Source organism: Flavisolibacter ginsenosidimutans (assembly GCF_007970805.1).
Classification (GTDB): Bacteria; Bacteroidota; Bacteroidia; order Chitinophagales; family Chitinophagaceae; genus Flavisolibacter; species Flavisolibacter ginsenosidimutans.
On record NZ_CP042433.1, the window covers coordinates 3,836,012 to 3,851,865 of the forward strand.

Below are 15,854 nucleotides of genomic sequence, written 5' to 3' on the forward strand. Positions count from 1 at the left end.
AAGTCAAAAGTAAAAAGCCAAAATTCAAAAACATGCCTCTGAACATCGCGTTTATTTTTACTTTTTACTTTTGAATTTTAATTCTCATGACCGGCATTGTTTACAAATCCACAGGCAGTTGGTACAGCGTCAAAGGCGATGACGGCAAGTTTTACAATGCCCGCATTAAAGGCGTGTTCAAGATTGACGACATCACCTCCACCAATCCTATTGCCGTTGGTGATGCGGTGGAATTTGAAACTGAGAACGAAGGCGAAGCCTCGGTCATTATCACCAAAATTGGCGACCGCAAAAATTACGTGGCGCGACAATCGCCAAGAGCGAAACACGCACACCATATCGTTGCGGCCAATCTTGATCAATCGCTTATGCTGGCAACGATAAAAGAGCCGCGAACCTCGCAGGGCTTTATTGATCGCTTCCTTGTTGCCTGCGAAATGTACCACGTGCCGGCGATTGTTGTCTTCAACAAAACCGATGTTTATAAAGAGAAGGATTGGAAGGAATTTGAACGCCTGAAAACAATCTACGAGGCCGTCGGCTACAAGGCCTTTGCCATGAGTTTGAAAGAACGCAAAGGCCTGGACGAAATAAAAGAAACGCTCAAGGAAAAAACAACACTGATCAGCGGGCACAGCGGCGTAGGCAAATCATCGTTTATCAACGCTGTCATTCCAGACAGCAAAATAAAAACACAGGACGTAAGCGGCTGGAGCGGCAAGGGACAACACACCACCACCTTTGCCGAGATGTACGATCTTCCCTTCGACGGCAAGCTAATTGATACACCCGGTATGCGGGAGTTTGGTTTGGTTGACGTGAAGAAGGAAGAACTGTCAGGCTATTTTCCCGAGATGAGGGCAAGATTAAACGATTGCCAGTTCAATAATTGCCAGCACATTAATGAACCCGGTTGCGCCATTAAACAGGCGGTGATTGACGGCGAGATTGACGAAGACCGGTATGTGAGTTATGTGAACATTTTGGAATCATTAAAAGACCATGAGTGGTAAGTTTTTGTTCACTTCTTGGGCGTGAAATGCGGTGCTGCTTTTGCGGTGTAACGGTTAAACGACAAGAAGATAATAGCGAAGAAATGATGACAGGCGAAAGCAATAACAGGTAAACAAGCGAACAATGTTGATACACATTCATCCCGATAATCCGCAAGACCGCCTCATCAAACAAGTCGCGGAGATTTTAAAAAGCGGTGGCGTCATTGTTTATCCAACCGATACCATCTACGGGCTTGGCTGCGACATCACACAGCACAAAGCCGTAGAGCGCATTTGCCGCATCAAAGGCGTTGATCCGCAAAAGGCCAACCTCTCTTTTGTTTGCTACGACTTAAGCGATTTAAGCCATTACGCCAAACAACTTGACACATCGGTTTACCGTACACTCAAGCAATACTTGCCCGGGCCTTATACCTTCATTCTCGAAGCCAGCCGGCAAGTGCCGAAAATTTTAAAAACAAAAAAAGACACCGTGGGCATTCGCGTGCCCGACAACAACATTGCAAGAGCAATTGTGCAAGAATTAGGCAATCCCATTTTAAGCGCCACGCTTCCCGGCGAATACGTGGAAGAATACACCGACCCCGATCTCATTCACGACAGATTTGAAAAGCTCGTTGACCTGGTGATTGACGGGGGCATCGGTGGCATGGTGCCTTCCACCGTTATCAGTTTTGTAAGCGGCGAAGCCGAAGTAATAAGAGAAGGCGCGGGAGAAGTAATGTGAAAGTAGATGTCAGATGAGGGATGACGGATGACTGTGTTTTTGCAATAAGAGTCTTCCTTCATCAACCTTCCGTCATCTGACATCTGTCATCCGTCATCCTCCTTACATTTGTTCAAAACCTTTTATGGGCTTCATTATAAAAATTCTGGCTGTTGCCGTAGCGGTATATTTAACCGCCCACCTCTTACCCGGCGTTGTGCTACGCGATGTGCAAACAGCGGTTATCGTTGCGCTGGTACTCGCGGTGTTTAATGCTATCGTCAAACCGGTTCTTGTTGTACTTACACTTCCCATCACCATTCTTACGCTTGGACTTTTTTTGCTCATCATCAACATCATCATTGTAAAACTCGCCGATTATTTCATTGACGGTTTCGCCGTACACGGCTGGCTTACGGCCTTGCTCTTTAGTTTTATCGTTTCTTTTATCAGCGCCGTCATCACCAAAATTGTTGGCGGAAAAAATTAAAATGCTTCATGCAGTTTCAAAAAAGTTCGTTGCAAAGCGAAGAACTCATTTCTCTTTATAAAAATTTATTGTGGCCACGTTTGATTGAAGAAAAAATGCTTGTGCTTCTTCGACAGGGGCGCATCTCCAAATGGTTCAGCGGCATCGGGCAAGAGGCAATCAGTGTCGGTGCAACGATGGCTTTACAGCAAGACGAATGGATCATGCCTTTGCACCGGAACCTTGGCGTGTTTACCTCGCGAAACATGCCGCTGCACAAGCTTTTCAAGCAATGGCAAGGTGCGCAGGACGGCTACAGCAAGGGCCGCGAACGCAGCTTTCATTTTGGTTCGAAAGAGCATCGCATCTGCGGCATGATTTCACATCTTGGTCCGCAGTTGGCCGTTTCCGACGGCGTTGCTTTGGCCTGTAAACTCAAGCAAGAAAAAAAAGTTTCGCTTGCTTTTACCGGCGACGGCGGAACCAGCGAAGGCGATTTTCACGAAGCGCTTAATGTAGCGGCTGTGTGGGATTTGCCCGTCATCTTCATCATTGAAAACAACGGCTACGGATTAAGTACACCAACGAGTGAACAATACCGTTGTGCGCAGTTGGCCGATCGTGCAAAAGGATACGGCATGGACAGCGTAGTGATTGATGGCAACAACATCTTAACCGTTTATGATACCGTAAAAGGCGTAAGAGATTATTGCATTCGCGAACAGAAACCTTACCTCATTGAATGCACCACCTTTCGAATGCGCGGGCACGAAGAGGCCAGCGGAACCAAATACGTTCCGAAAGAATTGTTTGAACAATGGCAGGAGAAAGACCCGATAAAAAATTATGAAGTGTGGTTGCTGAATGAAGGCGTGTTGACGGATCAGGATGTTCTTGCAACGCGGGAAGAAATGAAAACCGCTATTGAAGAGGCGTTGCAAATTGGGTTCAACAGTCGCCCAACGATGGTAAGCGCCAACGATGAACTAAGAGACGTACATGCGCCAACCGTGATTAATAACCAACGGCCAGCGCTCAACGCTCAACGCTCAACGTCGTCACGAGAACTGCGCATGATAGACGCCATTAAAGAAGGTTTGTATCAATGCATGCAACAGCATTCCAATCTTGTTCTCATGGGGCAAGACATTGCCGAATACGGCGGTGCGTTTAAAATTACCGAAGGCTTTGTGGAAGAATTTGGAAAAGCGAGAGTGCGCAATACTCCTTTATGCGAGAGTGCGATTGTGGGCGCCGCACTTGGCTTATCGCTTGAAGATTTTAAAAGCGTTGTGGAAATGCAGTTTGCGGATTTTGTTTCGGTAGGCTTTAATCAAATCGTGAACAACCTTGCAAAAGTCCATTACCGTTGGGGCCAGAACGCTGACGTAGTGATACGCATGCCAACGGGCGGCGGCGTAGGCGCCGGGCCTTTTCACTCGCAATCAAACGAAGCCTGGTTTGTGCACACACCGGGTTTAAAGGTGGTTTATCCTTCTAATCCTTTCGACGCAAAAGGTTTGCTGATTGCGGCCATCAACGACCCAAATCCGGTGATGTATTTTGAGCACAAAGCTTTGTACCGAAGCGTGAACGGACAAGTGCCGGAAGAATATTACGAAGTAGAAATTGGCAAGGCAAGAGTGGTGCAAACCGGCAACGACATTTCGATAATCACGTACGGGGCCGGCGTGCATTGGGCAGAAGAATACGCAACGGAACACACTGATGTCTCCATTGACATACTCGACTTGCGAACCTTGCTGCCGCTCGATTACGAAGCCATAGAAGCATCGGTTAAACGCACAGGAAAGGTTTTGTTGTTGCACGAAGACACGTTAATTGGCGGCATTAGTGGCGATATAGCCGCGTGGATTGCGGAACACTGTTTTCAATATCTGGATGCACCGGTGATGCGTTGCGCATCGCTGGATACGCCGGTACCGTTTAATACAGAGCTGGAGAAAACTTTTTTAGCAAAAGCAAGGCTGGATGAAACGATGCTGCGTTTGTTGGCCTACTAGCCTGTAAGCTTATCTACAAGGACCGCCGGAAGCCAACACCCGGTCTGTCTTCACCGTTAATTTTGCGCACCAGATCTTCTGCGGTCATTGCCACCTTCACTGCTTCCGTTTTGCCACCTTCCACTTCAATTAAGCTGCTTTCGCCTTCAGCAATTTTTGTTATTAGAACAATTTTATCGAGACTGACGAACACCTCGGCCTTGCGGTCCTCGCAGTAAACGTTTAAGAATTTCATGCTGAAAATGTAAAGAAGATTTTTCCTTTAAACGCCGGCTCTTTTCCTCCGTTCACCGATTTACGCCAGCGCTTTCTTTTCAGCCTCTCCTTTTGGGAAAAAATTATTAACCCTATTTAACGCAGTACGCCAAAACTTTTTAAACTTTAGGTTACTAATTTGCTCTAACAAACTACAATTTACCTTTATGAATACGCCAATAAAACAATTTGCTCTCAGCACATTCATTGCTTTGGCTTTCATCGGCTCGGCCAACGCACAGCGTGGCGAGCGCCACGACGGTGGCGGTTCAAGAAGCTTTGACAGGGGCGGTAGCAATGAACGCCGCTCCGGTGGCTTTAGCAGCGGGTCTTCCGTAAGCCGTCAAAACAACGCTTCCTTCGATCGCCAAAGCCGGCGCGAATCCTTTGACAACCGCGTAAGTTCGGTAACGCCCGGCCGACAAAGTCGGAACTTCGACAACCGCGACGTGGTTCGCTCTTCTACCGACTGGCGAATGGATCAATCAAGAGTCAACAACGGTTTCAGCCAGCAACGGGTTTCGCGCAACACACCCGTTTACAATAACGCCCGTGTTGTGAACAATTATCGCTATTCGTCTGCTTACAGTTACGCACCGCGTCGTTGGGCCTATTACGGTGCGCCGCGTTATTCGGTTTTACCATACGGTGCCTTAACCATCCGTTTTGGTGGTTATCCCTATTATTATCACAGCGGGCTGTTCTTTGGCTATTACAACGGTTTTTACGAACCGGTGTTTGCGCCCATTGGCATTCATGTGAACATTTTGCCGATCGGATACCATCCCTTTTATATCGGTCCCACTCGCTACTATTACTACGACGGCATTTATTACAGAAACTACAACGACAACGAGTATGAAGTGATTGATGCGCCGCTGGGTGCTCAGGTATCCGTGTTGCCGAAAGGCGCGACTGTGGCTACTATTAACGGCGAGAAGTTTTACGAGTTCAACGGCACTTATTACAAAGAAGGCACCAACAGTAAAAACGAGGTAGTTTATACCGTGGTGGGAAAATACGGGCATGTGAACAATAGCGAGGCCGGTGTTTCTGACTTGCAGCAGCCGGCTTTGCACGTGGGCGATGTGATTCCCGTACTGCCCGACGGTTGCAAGGAAGTAACGATTAACGGCGAACAGTTGTACCTATCGCCTGACAATACTTATTTTAAAGCGCAGACTTCCGATGGCAACACGAGTTACAAGATCGTGGGCATGGGAGAAAAGCAATAATTTTTTCAATGCCTTTTATAAAAAGACCCACAGCATTGTGGGTCTTTTTATATGGCGGTTATCTTCAATTAAACGTCTTTGACTTTTCCTGTTGCTTATTATCAATTGGCATTATCCGTTTATCCCTCCGCTTACCTCGATGCGCTGCCCGTTAATCCATTTTGCTTCATCAGTGCAAAGAAAGGCCACCACGCTGCCAATGTCTTCGGCTGTGCCCACGCGGCCAAGTGGTGAAAGCCCCGCAAGTCTCTCTTTCATTTGTGGATTGCTGCGGATGGCCGCGTTGTTGAAATCCGTTTCAACGGGTCCCGGTGCAACTACGTTTGCCCGAATGCCTTTCGGCCCCAGTTCTTTTGCCCAGTATTTTGTCAGGACTTCGATAGCGCCTTTCATGGACGCATAAACCGAATAGCCGGGATTGGCAAAGCGGGTGGTGCCGCTGGAGATGTTGACGATGCCGCCGCCTTCTTTCAGGTGCGGCAGCAATTTTTGCGTTAAGAAATAAACGCTTTTGAAATGCACGTTTAAAAACTCGTCGAAGAGGGTTTCGGTTACTTTTTCAAACGGAACGGTGGCGCCCATGCCCGCATTGTTTACGAGGTAATCAAAGGCTTCGGTTTGCCAAACGGTTTTTAGTTCAATGATCAATGCTTTGACAAAAGCCTCGAGCGAGGAAAAAGCGTTCATGTCCAAAGGCAGGCTCAGGGCTTTTCTGCCGAGAGCTTCAATTTGTTTTACCACCTCGTCTGCTTCTTCTTTTTTGCTGCGGTAAGTGAGGATAATGTCCAGTCCCTTGCGGGCAAGGCTTAGTGCCATGTCTCTTCCCAGGCCGCGGCTACCGCCGGTGACCAATGCTATTCTGGTTTCGTTCATGCGGTTAAATTTTGAACAAAGCTATTTATAGAAAAGTTTGTACGACGTTCTGCTCCGGGAAGAAATGGTCCTGCATTGATTTGCCTTTGCAATACGGCCCGATTTTTTATTGCTTATACCGGCATTCTGTGGCGATTGGCAAACCTTCAACCGAGACCATCATACCTTGAAAGTATTTTACCAACAGCTTGACGGCTTGCGAGCCCTGTCTGTTTTTGCTGTTATTCTTGCACACGGCCTTCCTTTCACCTTTTTCCGCGATACCCTTGGCTTGGGTTTTTGGGGCGTTGATTTGTTTTTTGTTCTTAGTGGTTTTTTAATCACGGAAATTCTGCTGAAACAAATATGTGCTCAGGAAAAGCCGAAGCGTATGATTAAATCGTTTTACGTCAAACGCACCCTGCGGATCTTTCCCATTTTTTATATTGTGCTTTTATTGGCAATAGGCTTTAACCTTGATGGATGCCGCGCCTACTGCGGTTATGCCTTCACCTATACGCTCAATTTTTACAATGCTTCCTCCGGAGTGGAAGGCCGCTATCTTTCGCACATTTGGTCGCTTTGCGTGGAGGAACAGTTTTATCTTTTCTGGCCTTTTATGCTTTTGCTCATCAAACCGCGTTTCCACAAGCACCTGATCATGGCTGTGATTATTGCCGCGGTACTGTTCCGGTGGGTAACCACGATTGTCAATTACCACAATTATCACATCTACAATTACCGGTCAATGCCTTCGGCACTTGATGCGCTAGGGATTGGGGCATTTCTTGCTTACGTAAAATTGTTTCATCTGCCGCTTTTAAAAAAAGCGATGCGGTGGCGTTTTGTTCCGGCCTTGTTTTTTGTGCTTTTTCTACTGCTGTCCGCCTTTAATTATCCGCACAGGATTTTGTTTGAAGAGACTTTTCTTCGTCTTTGTGTTTCGGTTTGTTGCTTTTTTATCATTGCACAGGGTGTGTTCGGGTACGAAGGCCGCTTTGGCCGCTTTTTGCAAACGGCGTCGCTTCGTTACCTGGGAAAAATTTCCTACGGCATTTACCTGTTCCATTTGTTGATTCAATTCTTTTTTGATGATTATGTTGATAAGTACGTGCTTGCGCATTATTCCCGCTCGCTTCCAAAGCTCTTTCAATACAACCTGCACTTGTTGCAACTGCCGCTCATCATCCTTTTTACGGTTTTGATTGCGGCCGCTTCTTTTCGCTGGATTGAAAAACCATTCTTACAACTAAAAGCGCAATTTGTTTATAGCTAAAGGCACAACGTCTTTCAAAATCTTACCTTTAAACACGGCGCCTTTATCCCCTGAACAAGAAACAACCACCCTGCGAGAGCCCTATTTCTTCACCTCAAAAAACTTCATCATGGAAGAAACAATGCTCCGAAGCGAAGCCCTCACGCTTGCGCAAAAGAACCTGCTCGATTATTTTCAAACCCACGACGTAAAGTACCTGGCCGATGACGCCGTTTTCCGCAACATGAACACCGGCGAAACCTACAAGGGCAGGGCCGAAATAGGCGCCATGCTGCACTTCTTTTACCACGTTCTGTTTGAGGCAAAAGCCGAATTGGTGAATTACGCCGTTACCGAAGAAAAGGCCGTGGCGGAAGCCCGCGTGAAAGGGAAACATACCGGCAATTACAACGGCATTGCCGCCACCGGCAAAGAGGTTGATTTCCCGCTCTGCTTAACGTACTATTTAAAAGATGGGCTTATCCAAGAGGCACACATTTATACGTCAACCGATGTGCTCATGCAGCAATTGGGCGTCAGCGCTTCTAAACAAAAAGCCACGTATCTCGTAAGAGACATTTTCCACTTAAAATTTGGCCAGTTTAAAACCGCCAAAGCCTTGTTGCAGGAAGCGATGGACAAAGGTCTGATGCCGGACAACGCACAGGCAAGAGTGTTTTCCGACTTTACCGGAGATGCCTATCGCCTCATCTTTGAAGAAGGCTTCAACAGCCTGACCGATTGCGAAGCGGCGCTAACCGGCGGCATGAAGGCCGAAGAATGGCAGGCCTGGTACGAACAATTCAAACCACTAGTAGAGCGCAGCCATCGCGAAATTTTGAAACAAGTGATATGATGCTTCACCTAACAAACATCGCGGGTTGCAAGGCCTGCGATGTTTGTTTCTCATGCGAGACCAATTGTTTTGCGTTACCGTATTCGGTGTGATCTTTTTCCCCTTAAAAGAAACTTGTTCTGGTTATGCGATTCAACGCAAACGGCAGAATAAATCTCATCGCTCCTCCAGCCACTTCACCAATTCTTTCTTAATCGCTTCGCCGATGATTTTTTGATTGGCCGAATTCTTTAAAAACTCATGGCTCGCGGCGTTGTCGCCAATCTCCAATAAAACGCGGTAAGGAGCCGTGTTCACGTTTTCGTCAAGACTGTAAAAGGAAAGCTTGCCGGTGCTGGCGCAGCGGTAATCGTTGCGGCCCGTGGTGCTGTCAACCAAAACGCCGCGATCTTCCATGCCCGTGGCCGTGCAAATGGCTTTTACCAAACGAGCCGCTAAATCACGGTTCACCGGTTCATAAGTATCGCCATAATGAACATACCCCCACACGGCATGACGACGTGTGCCGCCGTTGTTGTGCACGGCAATAAATACTTCGGGATGTTTTTCGTCCGCTTCCTTCAACTCGTAAGCATAGCCCGAAATCTTCCCGTCAACCACCGCCGCTGTGTGCGCAATTTTTGTGTTGCTGCCGCTGTCGGCGTGATGCACATCAGTACGGCCTAAACTCCATACTTTGTATTCTTTCAGCTTTACTTTACCCGACGGAACGGTTAGCTTCATGGCTGCGGTAGCAATGCCGTTGCAGGTTTCGGCCTCACTAAAATCCACGCCGGTATCGGTTTGGTGCGAGGGCTGCCAGACAACCGTAATTTTCTTTTTTGCTGCGTTGGCATCTTTTTTTTCGTTACGAACGGTACCGCTAAAGCAAAGGATAAACGAGAGCGTCAAACAGGTAAAACGAATCATGTGAATGTGATTTTTAAAGGCCCGTACCGGTTGCATAAATATAGTCACTCCTGCTGCTTAAATAAACCACGTTGCCGTTCCTCTAAAAGCAAGACTGTAGTTTGGCAAGGTTATTTTAAGAAGAATAAGCGATAACCTTCTTCTTCATTTAAACAACAAATTCACATGGGAAATCTGTTGTACATCATCGCCGTAATTCTCATCATTGGATGGCTGTTGGGCATGTTTGCCTTTCACGTAACCGGCGGGCTTATTCATGCCCTGTTGGTCATTGCCATTATCTTGTTTTTGATACAACTTTTAAGCGGCCGCAGGGGCGTGTAATCTGCAGCAAAACAACAGAAATCACGCAACGCAAACGACAAAAGAACGAGCTGCGAAAAGAAGGCGGCCCGTTCTTTTTTTGCGCAGACGATTATTTCATATCGGGCATTGAAGCTTTCTGCCGTCGCTCAAGTTTGCTGAAACCCCACTGTAGCCGCAGGGTAAAATAATTGCGGAGGTTGTTCGTCTGTACATCTTCAATGTAGGTTTCGCTTACCACCCGTTGCAAGGCCGTTTTGGTAGCCAGTAAATCAAAAGCGGTTACGCTGATTTGTCCGCGGCCTTTGGCCACCTGGCCATTTACCGAAAGATTGCTGTTGAACTGTCCCTTATTGACCCCGTCGGGTGCCTGTGTATTGTATTGATAAGAAAGCGCCGCTTGCACCCACCATCGCTTCATTACCTGGAACCGCAAGCTATTGTTTAACGTGTGCAGGCTGTATTCGTCGTTGCGCCGAAGCAAAGAATGGTAATCGAGCCGGTTGTACCAAAGGCGGTACGACGTTGTGAGGTAAACAAAACGAAGCAGCTTGCAACTGCCTTCGGCCATTGGTGAAAGGGAAAGCCTTGTGGTGTTGAGCACTGTTTCATCAGCCGGCGTCCAGTTGCGCGAAACCATCGGCGCAAGCGACAGCGTAAAACCGGAGGAGCGAATGCCTTGCCCGTGTTTGGAAAAAGACAGCGTTGCGTTGACTGAGTAATTGCGCGAATCGTAGCGCTTGTTCGATTGGAAATAAATTTGGCGGCCGTATGCGAAGCCCGACGAGGTGTTCCAGTTGATAAAGCTTTTGTCTTGTTGGTAAAGTTTCGAAAAGCTAAGATTGGTTCTTGCGTTAAACACGCCTTGCACATTAATGTATTGAGATGTGACGCGTCGGTATTCGTCGTAGGTTGTTGCGTTCACAATCTGGTTGTTCACCGGTGCATAAGCAGCGCTGGCCATCAGCGTCGTGCGGTTGTTTGAATAATTGTAACTGAGTAAATAGTTCTGCGAGAAGGCCGTTCGCAAGGCTGGATTACCCAGACGTATGTAGAGCGGATTGCTGTTGTCGGGCACAGGCCGCAATTGATCAACAGAGGGCTGAATGGTAACGGCTGAAAAAGCGGCCCTCAACATTTTTCCCTTCCCCACTGCGTAGGCTGCGTTAAGGGTGGGCGAGTAGCGCAGGAGGTCTTGCTGAAGGTTTTCTTTTTGAAGGCTGCGAACCGTGCGTTGCCAAAGCGTTGTTAAGCCGCTGCTGACGTTCCATTTCTGGTTGGTGAAGTGAAGCGAAGCGCCGACACTTTTTGTTGCATCGGTGGAGATGACCGTGGCCGAATACAGGCTGTCGAAAGCGGCTTTGTGCGTTGCGCTGTCAAGGTTGTAAATCACGCGGTCGTTGCTTTGCTGCGACCGGTTGTAATTGCCGGTTAAATTAAGGCGAAGGTTTTTTGCAAGAGGCTCGGTGTAGGTAAAATTTGCCGAATAAGATTCTGTTTTGTTTTGGTTTTTTGTTTGACGGTTCAGGGTGTCGCCGCTGACAGGAAAGCCGTTGACAAAATAAGTGTTGGTTGATTGCGAGAAGAGTTCTGATTGTTGACCGGCGCCGGCCGCCTGCGCCGATACAAGCAAACTGCGCCCTTTGCGGTTCAGGTATTTTCGCCAGGTTACCGAAGCCGAAACGTTTTGTCCTTCGCCGTTTGATGTAGCGCTGTTGCGGCTTTCGTTGCGCAACAAACCGTTTTCGCTTGTGAGCGAGGAACTGCTGTTTTCGTTGTTGTTTTTCGTTTTGTTGAACGACAGCGTTGCGTCCAAAATGCTTGACGAATCAATCCACAAATTAGCGTTGAGACTGACGCGGTGATTGCCGTAAGTGTTGTTGAAATGCGAGGCCACTTTGGTAAAGAAAGAAGTATCGGTGGTAATTAGCTGCGTTCGTTCGCGGTAGGTTTCGTTGCTGCTTGTGCTTTGATTGTAGGCGTAACTGCCATTGAAGCGCAGCTTCCCGATTTTATCACCGTAATTAACGCCGGCGTTTAACTCCGAGCTGGTGGGTCCGCCGGAGACTTTAAATAGCCCCGTTTTGTTGCTGCTGTTGTAGCCGCCTGTAAGACTTAATCTTTTGTTTTCGTTAAACCGGCTGATGTTGGCATCGGCTTCAAGATTGTTTTTTGTTCCCGCGGCGGCGGCGGCATTGCCAAAGGTTTTGTTTCCGGCCTTGAGCTTTATGTTGAGTGTTTTGTCTTCGCCGTCGGCGGGTATGTTGTTAAAAATTTGTTCCAGCGTTTTGGTGTCCATCACCTGGATTTTTGCCACCATGCCCGCCGGTAGTTTTTTCATTGAGAAGTTCGGATCGCCGCCAAACAAATCTTCGCCGTCAACCAAAATGCGGGTAATGGGTTTGCCGTGAAAAGTCATCTTACCCTGTGCGTCAATCTCCAATCCGGGCAATCGTTTCAACAAATCTTCCACCACGTCAAAGGGTTCAAACATCGAGGAGTCAACGTTGTATTCCGTTGTATCGCCTCTGACCACAACCAACGGCAGTTTTGCTTTAACCACCACGCCTTTCATCATCGTTGACGAAGGCGAAAGAAGAATTGTGTCAATGCTTTTCTTGTTTCTCTGCAAGAGCGCAAACCGCTTTTCGGCATAGCCAACGTGTTGCAAGAGAAGGAAAGCCGTGTCGGCTTTTAGCTTCAAAGAGAAAGAGCCGTCTTCGTCCGTGATAAATTTTTTGGAGCCTTCTGTTTGCAGGGAAACGGTGCAGTTCTCCAGCGGCGTTTTGTCCAGCGAATCAACGACGACGGCTTTAAAAACTCTGTCGTCCTTTGCTTGTGTAAAACCGTGTGCCGGCAAGAGGAGGCCGGCAAGAAGAAGCAGCGTCACAAAGCAATACCATCTCATTTGGCAGCGTAAAGGTAGAACGAAGGACGCCGATAAAAAGTATCGCGGAAACGATGGGCCTCGCTTTAACGTAAAACCTGTTTTTACAAAACAGGTGCTGCATCGCTTCTTGAAGGCACAAGCGTTTGGCCGCTGCGCACGCCGGTATGATGCCCTTCCTCTACCACCATTTGTCCATTCACCAGCAGGTAGCGAAAGCCTTTTGAATAAGCGTGCGGCTTTTCGTAAGTAGAAAGATCGGTGACTTCTTTTTCGTCAAACACCGCGATGTCGGCGGCAAAGCCTTCACGCAAAAGACCGCGGTCTTTAAAGCCGAACTTTTGTGCGGGCAAAGAGGTCATTCTTCTCACAGCTTCTTCCAATGAAATCACTTTTTCCTCGCGAACGTATTTGGCCAGCACTCTTGCGTTGGTGCCGTAGCCGCGTGGGTGCGGCGAGCCTTGTCCAAACACACGAATGGATGCATCACACGCAAACATGTTGAAAGGATATTGCATGATGCGTTTCACGTCTTCTTCGCTCATGCCGTGAAAGACCATTGAAGCGCCGCCCTTGCTCATCATGTCCATCACGGTTTCTGATTCTTCTTTGGCTTTGTGCTTGCGGCCCATCAACAGGTTTACTTCTTCAATGCTCTTGCCGTTGTAGGTTGTATCGGCTTTGTAAAAAGCCACCACGGGATAACTGAAATGTTTGAGCTTGCGTTTTTTCAATTTCTTCAGCATGTAATCCGTGATGTACTTTCTCGTTTCGGGCCTTGCCAATCTTGCTTTGATAGAGTCCCCTCCATCGGATAGAATTTCATCGGGCAAGAGAGTGCTTAACGAAGTGCTGCTGGCCGTGTACGGATATTGGTCAATGGTTACATCGAGACCTTCTTCTCTTGCTTTTATAATCATCGGAACGGTCTCTTTGCTGCGTCCCCAATTTTGTTGTCCGCTTAATTTAAAGTGCGAAATCTCCACCGGCATTTTTGCTTCGCGGCCTACGTGAAGGGCTTCGTTAATGGCCTGCACCACGCTGTCGCCTTCGTCGCGCATGTGCGAGGCGTAAACGCCGCCATACTTAGCCGCAGCCTTGGCAAGTGCCACTACTTCATCGGTTGAAGAATACGTGCCGGGAATGTAAATGAGGCCTGTGCTAAAGCCAACTGCACCGTCCTTCATGCCTTGCTCCACAAGGGCTTGCATTTTTTTTATTTCGTCATCGGTTGCCTTGCGGTTGGCCGTTCCCATCACGGCTTTGCGCACGTCGTTGTGCCCAATGAGCGTAGCCACGTTGATGGAAAGTTTTATTGAATCGAGCTTTTGCAAATACGCTTTTATGTCAACATTGGACGAGCCGCAGTTGCCGGTAACAACGCTGGTCACGCCGTCGTAAATAAAATTATCGGCGGTTGGATTTTTTGATTCTTCGCCTTCGATGTGTGTGTGCACGTCAATAAAGCCGGGAGCGACGATCAAACCATTTGCATCAATCGTTTTTTTGGCGGGCAACGAAAGGTTTTTACCGATGCGAAAAATCTTCCCGTCTTTCACGGCAACGTCGCCCCAAACCCAGGAGTTGCCCGTGCCGTCGAGAATGCGGCCATTTTTAATTAAAACATCAACCGTTGTTTGTGCGTGAAGATGAACTGTCGCGAAAAAAGAAAGAAGAAAAACAAAAGGCTTCATGCTTAAAAATAAGGCTTTGTCGTTTGTGGTTTGTTGTTTGTGGTTGGCGTGATGAAGGCAAAACCTTTATTTCCACAAACTTTCGTCAAATAGAAGGTAGAACGAAAGCGAAAAGCATCTTTGCACAATACGAAGCCACCAACCTTACAGGTAACTCAACCACCAATCGCGGTGCGTTTGCTTGTAATCGCTAAACCATTTGCACAACGGATAAAGAAACGCAACCACGCTTAGCCAAACGGCATACACAACGGCCAGGGAATAACCTTGCCCGGGAATAATAAATTTGGGAACAAGCAGCGGAAGGTCTTTCGTTTCGGCCATTGTATGTCCGCTGGCAAAAAAGAAAACGGTAGCCACGGCGTGCAGCAAAAAAAAGTGAAGCACGTAATAAAAGAAAGGCACGCGACCGTAAACAGTAATCACTTTCGACAACGTTCCCTTTGCGCCTTCGGCTGCTGCCAAAAACAAAAGTGCCGGGCCAATGGTGACGCACATGTACAAAAGCGATGGCGGGTATTTGTGTACGTCAATAAACGACATGATGGTGTAAAGAACATTTTTTTGCTGTGTCCAGTGTTCGGGATTGCCGTAAATGTTGATGGCTCTTAAAACAATGAAGAAAGCAATCACGCCAAAGCCTAAACGAAGCAGCATTTGCCGCCGCGCTGCGCCTTCGTACCGCATAAACAATCGTCCAAAACAATAGCCCATCGTCATCAAACCCACCCATGATAAGAAAGGATAAAGCACCAAAATGTTGTGCGAAGCACCGAGGTGCAACATGCCGGGATGGTGTAGAAAAAGATAAACAGGATTGTAGTTATTGTCGTGGCCTTTTTCGTAAAAGTCAAGACCGTTGTGCCCGAGGATAATGACCAATCCCAAAGCAAGGATGGCCTTAAAAGGCAACCAAATAATGGCGGCCATACAAATCATGCTAATGCCAATGGACCAGATGGTTTGCAGGCCGATGGTGTTGTAGGTGAGATCAAAACTGAAGGCCAGATTAATGATGACGATTTCAATGAAGAGAAGCCACAAACCCCTCTTCAACAAAAACAAGCTTAGGTCCTTTTTTGTTTTTCGTCCCGATTGAAAATAAATGGAGCTGCCCGCAAGGAACACAAACACCGGCGCACAGAAATGTGTTATCCACCGCGTGAAGAAAAGCAAGGGGGTAGTCGTTTGCAGGTTCAGCGGATCGTCGGTCCAGGCGGTGGTGTGCAAAAAGTCGCGGCTGTGATCAAGCGCCATAATCACCATCACCAGCCCGCGCAAAAGATCAATGCTGTTGATGCGGAAAGCTTTTTCGTTTTGCGTTGATAGAAGGACGGGAGCCTTTGGTGGCGCGGCGGTAAGAAGCGTTGGCATGGCAGTGGTTTTAAGAAGC

Annotated in this window: 14 protein-coding genes; 8 read left to right on the forward strand and 6 right to left on the reverse strand. The window is 47.7% G+C overall.

What is annotated here, in order from left to right; genetic code table 11:
- Positions 1–86: 86 nt before the first annotated feature.
- The 4 genes from rsgA (at position 87) to FSB75_RS16295 (ending at position 4,215) form a co-directional block, all read left to right on the forward strand.
- Positions 87–1,013 carry a ribosome small subunit-dependent GTPase A gene (gene rsgA / locus FSB75_RS16280; protein ID WP_146789654.1) on the forward strand — a complete coding sequence of 309 codons (927 nt, stop codon included), beginning with the start codon at positions 87–89 and terminating at the stop codon, positions 1,011–1,013.
- A 124-nt stretch (positions 1,014–1,137) separates the two neighbouring features.
- Positions 1,138–1,743 (forward strand): L-threonylcarbamoyladenylate synthase, encoded by a 606-nt coding sequence (locus FSB75_RS16285; protein WP_146789656.1) that lies wholly within the window; start codon positions 1,138–1,140, stop codon positions 1,741–1,743.
- A gap of 124 nt (positions 1,744–1,867) precedes the next feature.
- Positions 1,868–2,212, forward strand: a complete 345-nt coding sequence (locus tag FSB75_RS16290) for a phage holin family protein (RefSeq protein ID WP_146789658.1) — start codon at positions 1,868–1,870, stop codon at positions 2,210–2,212.
- 8 nt (positions 2,213–2,220) lie between these two features.
- The gene (locus FSB75_RS16295) at positions 2,221–4,215 is read left to right on the forward strand and encodes an alpha-ketoacid dehydrogenase subunit alpha/beta (RefSeq protein WP_146789660.1); all 1,995 of its coding nucleotides are present in this window, start codon (positions 2,221–2,223) and stop codon (positions 4,213–4,215) included.
- Positions 4,216–4,228: 13 nt separating this feature from the next.
- Here FSB75_RS16295 and FSB75_RS16300 read toward each other — a convergent pair whose 3' ends face one another.
- A complete protein-coding gene (locus FSB75_RS16300) occupies positions 4,229–4,450 on the reverse strand; it encodes a hypothetical protein (RefSeq protein ID WP_146789662.1) in 222 nt (73 codons plus the stop codon).
- A gap of 187 nt (positions 4,451–4,637) precedes the next feature.
- On the opposite strand from FSB75_RS16300, the gene FSB75_RS16305 reads away from it, so the two are divergent.
- Positions 4,638–5,705, forward strand: coding sequence for a DUF6515 family protein (locus FSB75_RS16305; protein WP_146789664.1), 1,068 nt, complete (start codon positions 4,638–4,640; stop codon positions 5,703–5,705).
- A gap of 111 nt (positions 5,706–5,816) precedes the next feature.
- On the opposite strand, the gene FSB75_RS16310 is transcribed toward FSB75_RS16305, so the two are convergent.
- The gene (locus tag FSB75_RS16310; RefSeq protein ID WP_146789667.1) at positions 5,817–6,578 is read right to left on the reverse strand and encodes an SDR family NAD(P)-dependent oxidoreductase; all 762 of its coding nucleotides are present in this window, start codon (positions 6,576–6,578) and stop codon (positions 5,817–5,819) included.
- 166 nt (positions 6,579–6,744) lie between these two features.
- Between FSB75_RS16310 and FSB75_RS16315 the strand changes: the two genes are divergently transcribed.
- Together FSB75_RS16315 and FSB75_RS16320 are read left to right on the forward strand one after the other, a co-directional pair.
- Positions 6,745–7,833, forward strand: coding sequence for an acyltransferase family protein (locus tag FSB75_RS16315; RefSeq protein ID WP_172623185.1), 1,089 nt, complete (start codon positions 6,745–6,747; stop codon positions 7,831–7,833).
- A 109-nt stretch (positions 7,834–7,942) separates the two neighbouring features.
- Positions 7,943–8,668 (forward strand): ester cyclase, encoded by a 726-nt coding sequence (locus FSB75_RS16320; RefSeq protein ID WP_146789670.1) that lies wholly within the window; start codon positions 7,943–7,945, stop codon positions 8,666–8,668.
- Positions 8,669–8,824: 156 nt separating this feature from the next.
- Here FSB75_RS16320 and FSB75_RS16325 read toward each other — a convergent pair whose 3' ends face one another.
- The gene (locus tag FSB75_RS16325) at positions 8,825–9,577 is read right to left on the reverse strand and encodes an N-acetylmuramoyl-L-alanine amidase (RefSeq protein WP_172623186.1); all 753 of its coding nucleotides are present in this window, start codon (positions 9,575–9,577) and stop codon (positions 8,825–8,827) included.
- A 165-nt stretch (positions 9,578–9,742) separates the two neighbouring features.
- On the opposite strand from FSB75_RS16325, the gene FSB75_RS16330 reads away from it, so the two are divergent.
- Positions 9,743–9,901: a lmo0937 family membrane protein gene (locus FSB75_RS16330; RefSeq protein ID WP_146789674.1), complete on the forward strand. Its 159-nt coding sequence runs from the start codon at positions 9,743–9,745 to the stop codon at positions 9,899–9,901.
- Between the two features lie 91 nt (positions 9,902–9,992).
- On the opposite strand, the gene FSB75_RS16335 is transcribed toward FSB75_RS16330, so the two are convergent.
- From FSB75_RS16335 to FSB75_RS16345, 3 genes are all read right to left on the reverse strand, one after another.
- Positions 9,993–12,770, reverse strand: a complete 2,778-nt coding sequence (locus tag FSB75_RS16335) for an outer membrane beta-barrel protein (RefSeq protein ID WP_172623187.1) — start codon at positions 12,768–12,770, stop codon at positions 9,993–9,995.
- Positions 12,771–12,871: 101 nt separating this feature from the next.
- Positions 12,872–14,461, reverse strand: a complete 1,590-nt coding sequence (locus FSB75_RS16340) for an N-acyl-D-amino-acid deacylase family protein (protein ID WP_146789678.1) — start codon at positions 14,459–14,461, stop codon at positions 12,872–12,874.
- A 144-nt stretch (positions 14,462–14,605) separates the two neighbouring features.
- Entirely contained in the window at positions 14,606–15,835 is a 1,230-nt protein-coding gene (locus tag FSB75_RS16345) for a DUF1624 domain-containing protein (RefSeq protein ID WP_146789680.1), read from the reverse strand.
- Between the last annotated feature and the right edge of the window lie 19 nt (positions 15,836–15,854).

Excerpts from the sequence above, each read along its gene's own strand:
- rsgA (WP_146789654.1), top strand. The coding sequence starts at position 87 with ATGACCGGCATTGTTTACAAATCCACAGGCAGTTGGTACAGCGTCAAA.
- FSB75_RS16285 (WP_146789656.1), top strand. The coding sequence starts at position 1,138 with ATGTTGATACACATTCATCCCGATAATCCGCAAGACCGCCTCATCAAA.
- FSB75_RS16290 (WP_146789658.1), top strand. The coding sequence starts at position 1,868 with ATGGGCTTCATTATAAAAATTCTGGCTGTTGCCGTAGCGGTATATTTA.
- FSB75_RS16295 (WP_146789660.1), top strand. The coding sequence starts at position 2,221 with ATGCAGTTTCAAAAAAGTTCGTTGCAAAGCGAAGAACTCATTTCTCTT.
- FSB75_RS16300 (WP_146789662.1), bottom strand. The coding sequence starts at position 4,450 with ATGAAATTCTTAAACGTTTACTGCGAGGACCGCAAGGCCGAGGTGTTC.
- FSB75_RS16305 (WP_146789664.1), top strand. The coding sequence starts at position 4,638 with ATGAATACGCCAATAAAACAATTTGCTCTCAGCACATTCATTGCTTTG.
- FSB75_RS16310 (WP_146789667.1), bottom strand. The coding sequence starts at position 6,578 with ATGAACGAAACCAGAATAGCATTGGTCACCGGCGGTAGCCGCGGCCTG.
- FSB75_RS16320 (WP_146789670.1), top strand. The coding sequence starts at position 7,943 with ATGGAAGAAACAATGCTCCGAAGCGAAGCCCTCACGCTTGCGCAAAAG.
- FSB75_RS16325 (WP_172623186.1), bottom strand. The coding sequence starts at position 9,577 with ATGATTCGTTTTACCTGTTTGACGCTCTCGTTTATCCTTTGCTTTAGC.
- FSB75_RS16330 (WP_146789674.1), top strand. The coding sequence starts at position 9,743 with ATGGGAAATCTGTTGTACATCATCGCCGTAATTCTCATCATTGGATGG.
- FSB75_RS16340 (WP_146789678.1), bottom strand. The coding sequence starts at position 14,461 with ATGAAGCCTTTTGTTTTTCTTCTTTCTTTTTTCGCGACAGTTCATCTT.
- FSB75_RS16345 (WP_146789680.1), bottom strand. The coding sequence starts at position 15,835 with ATGCCAACGCTTCTTACCGCCGCGCCACCAAAGGCTCCCGTCCTTCTA.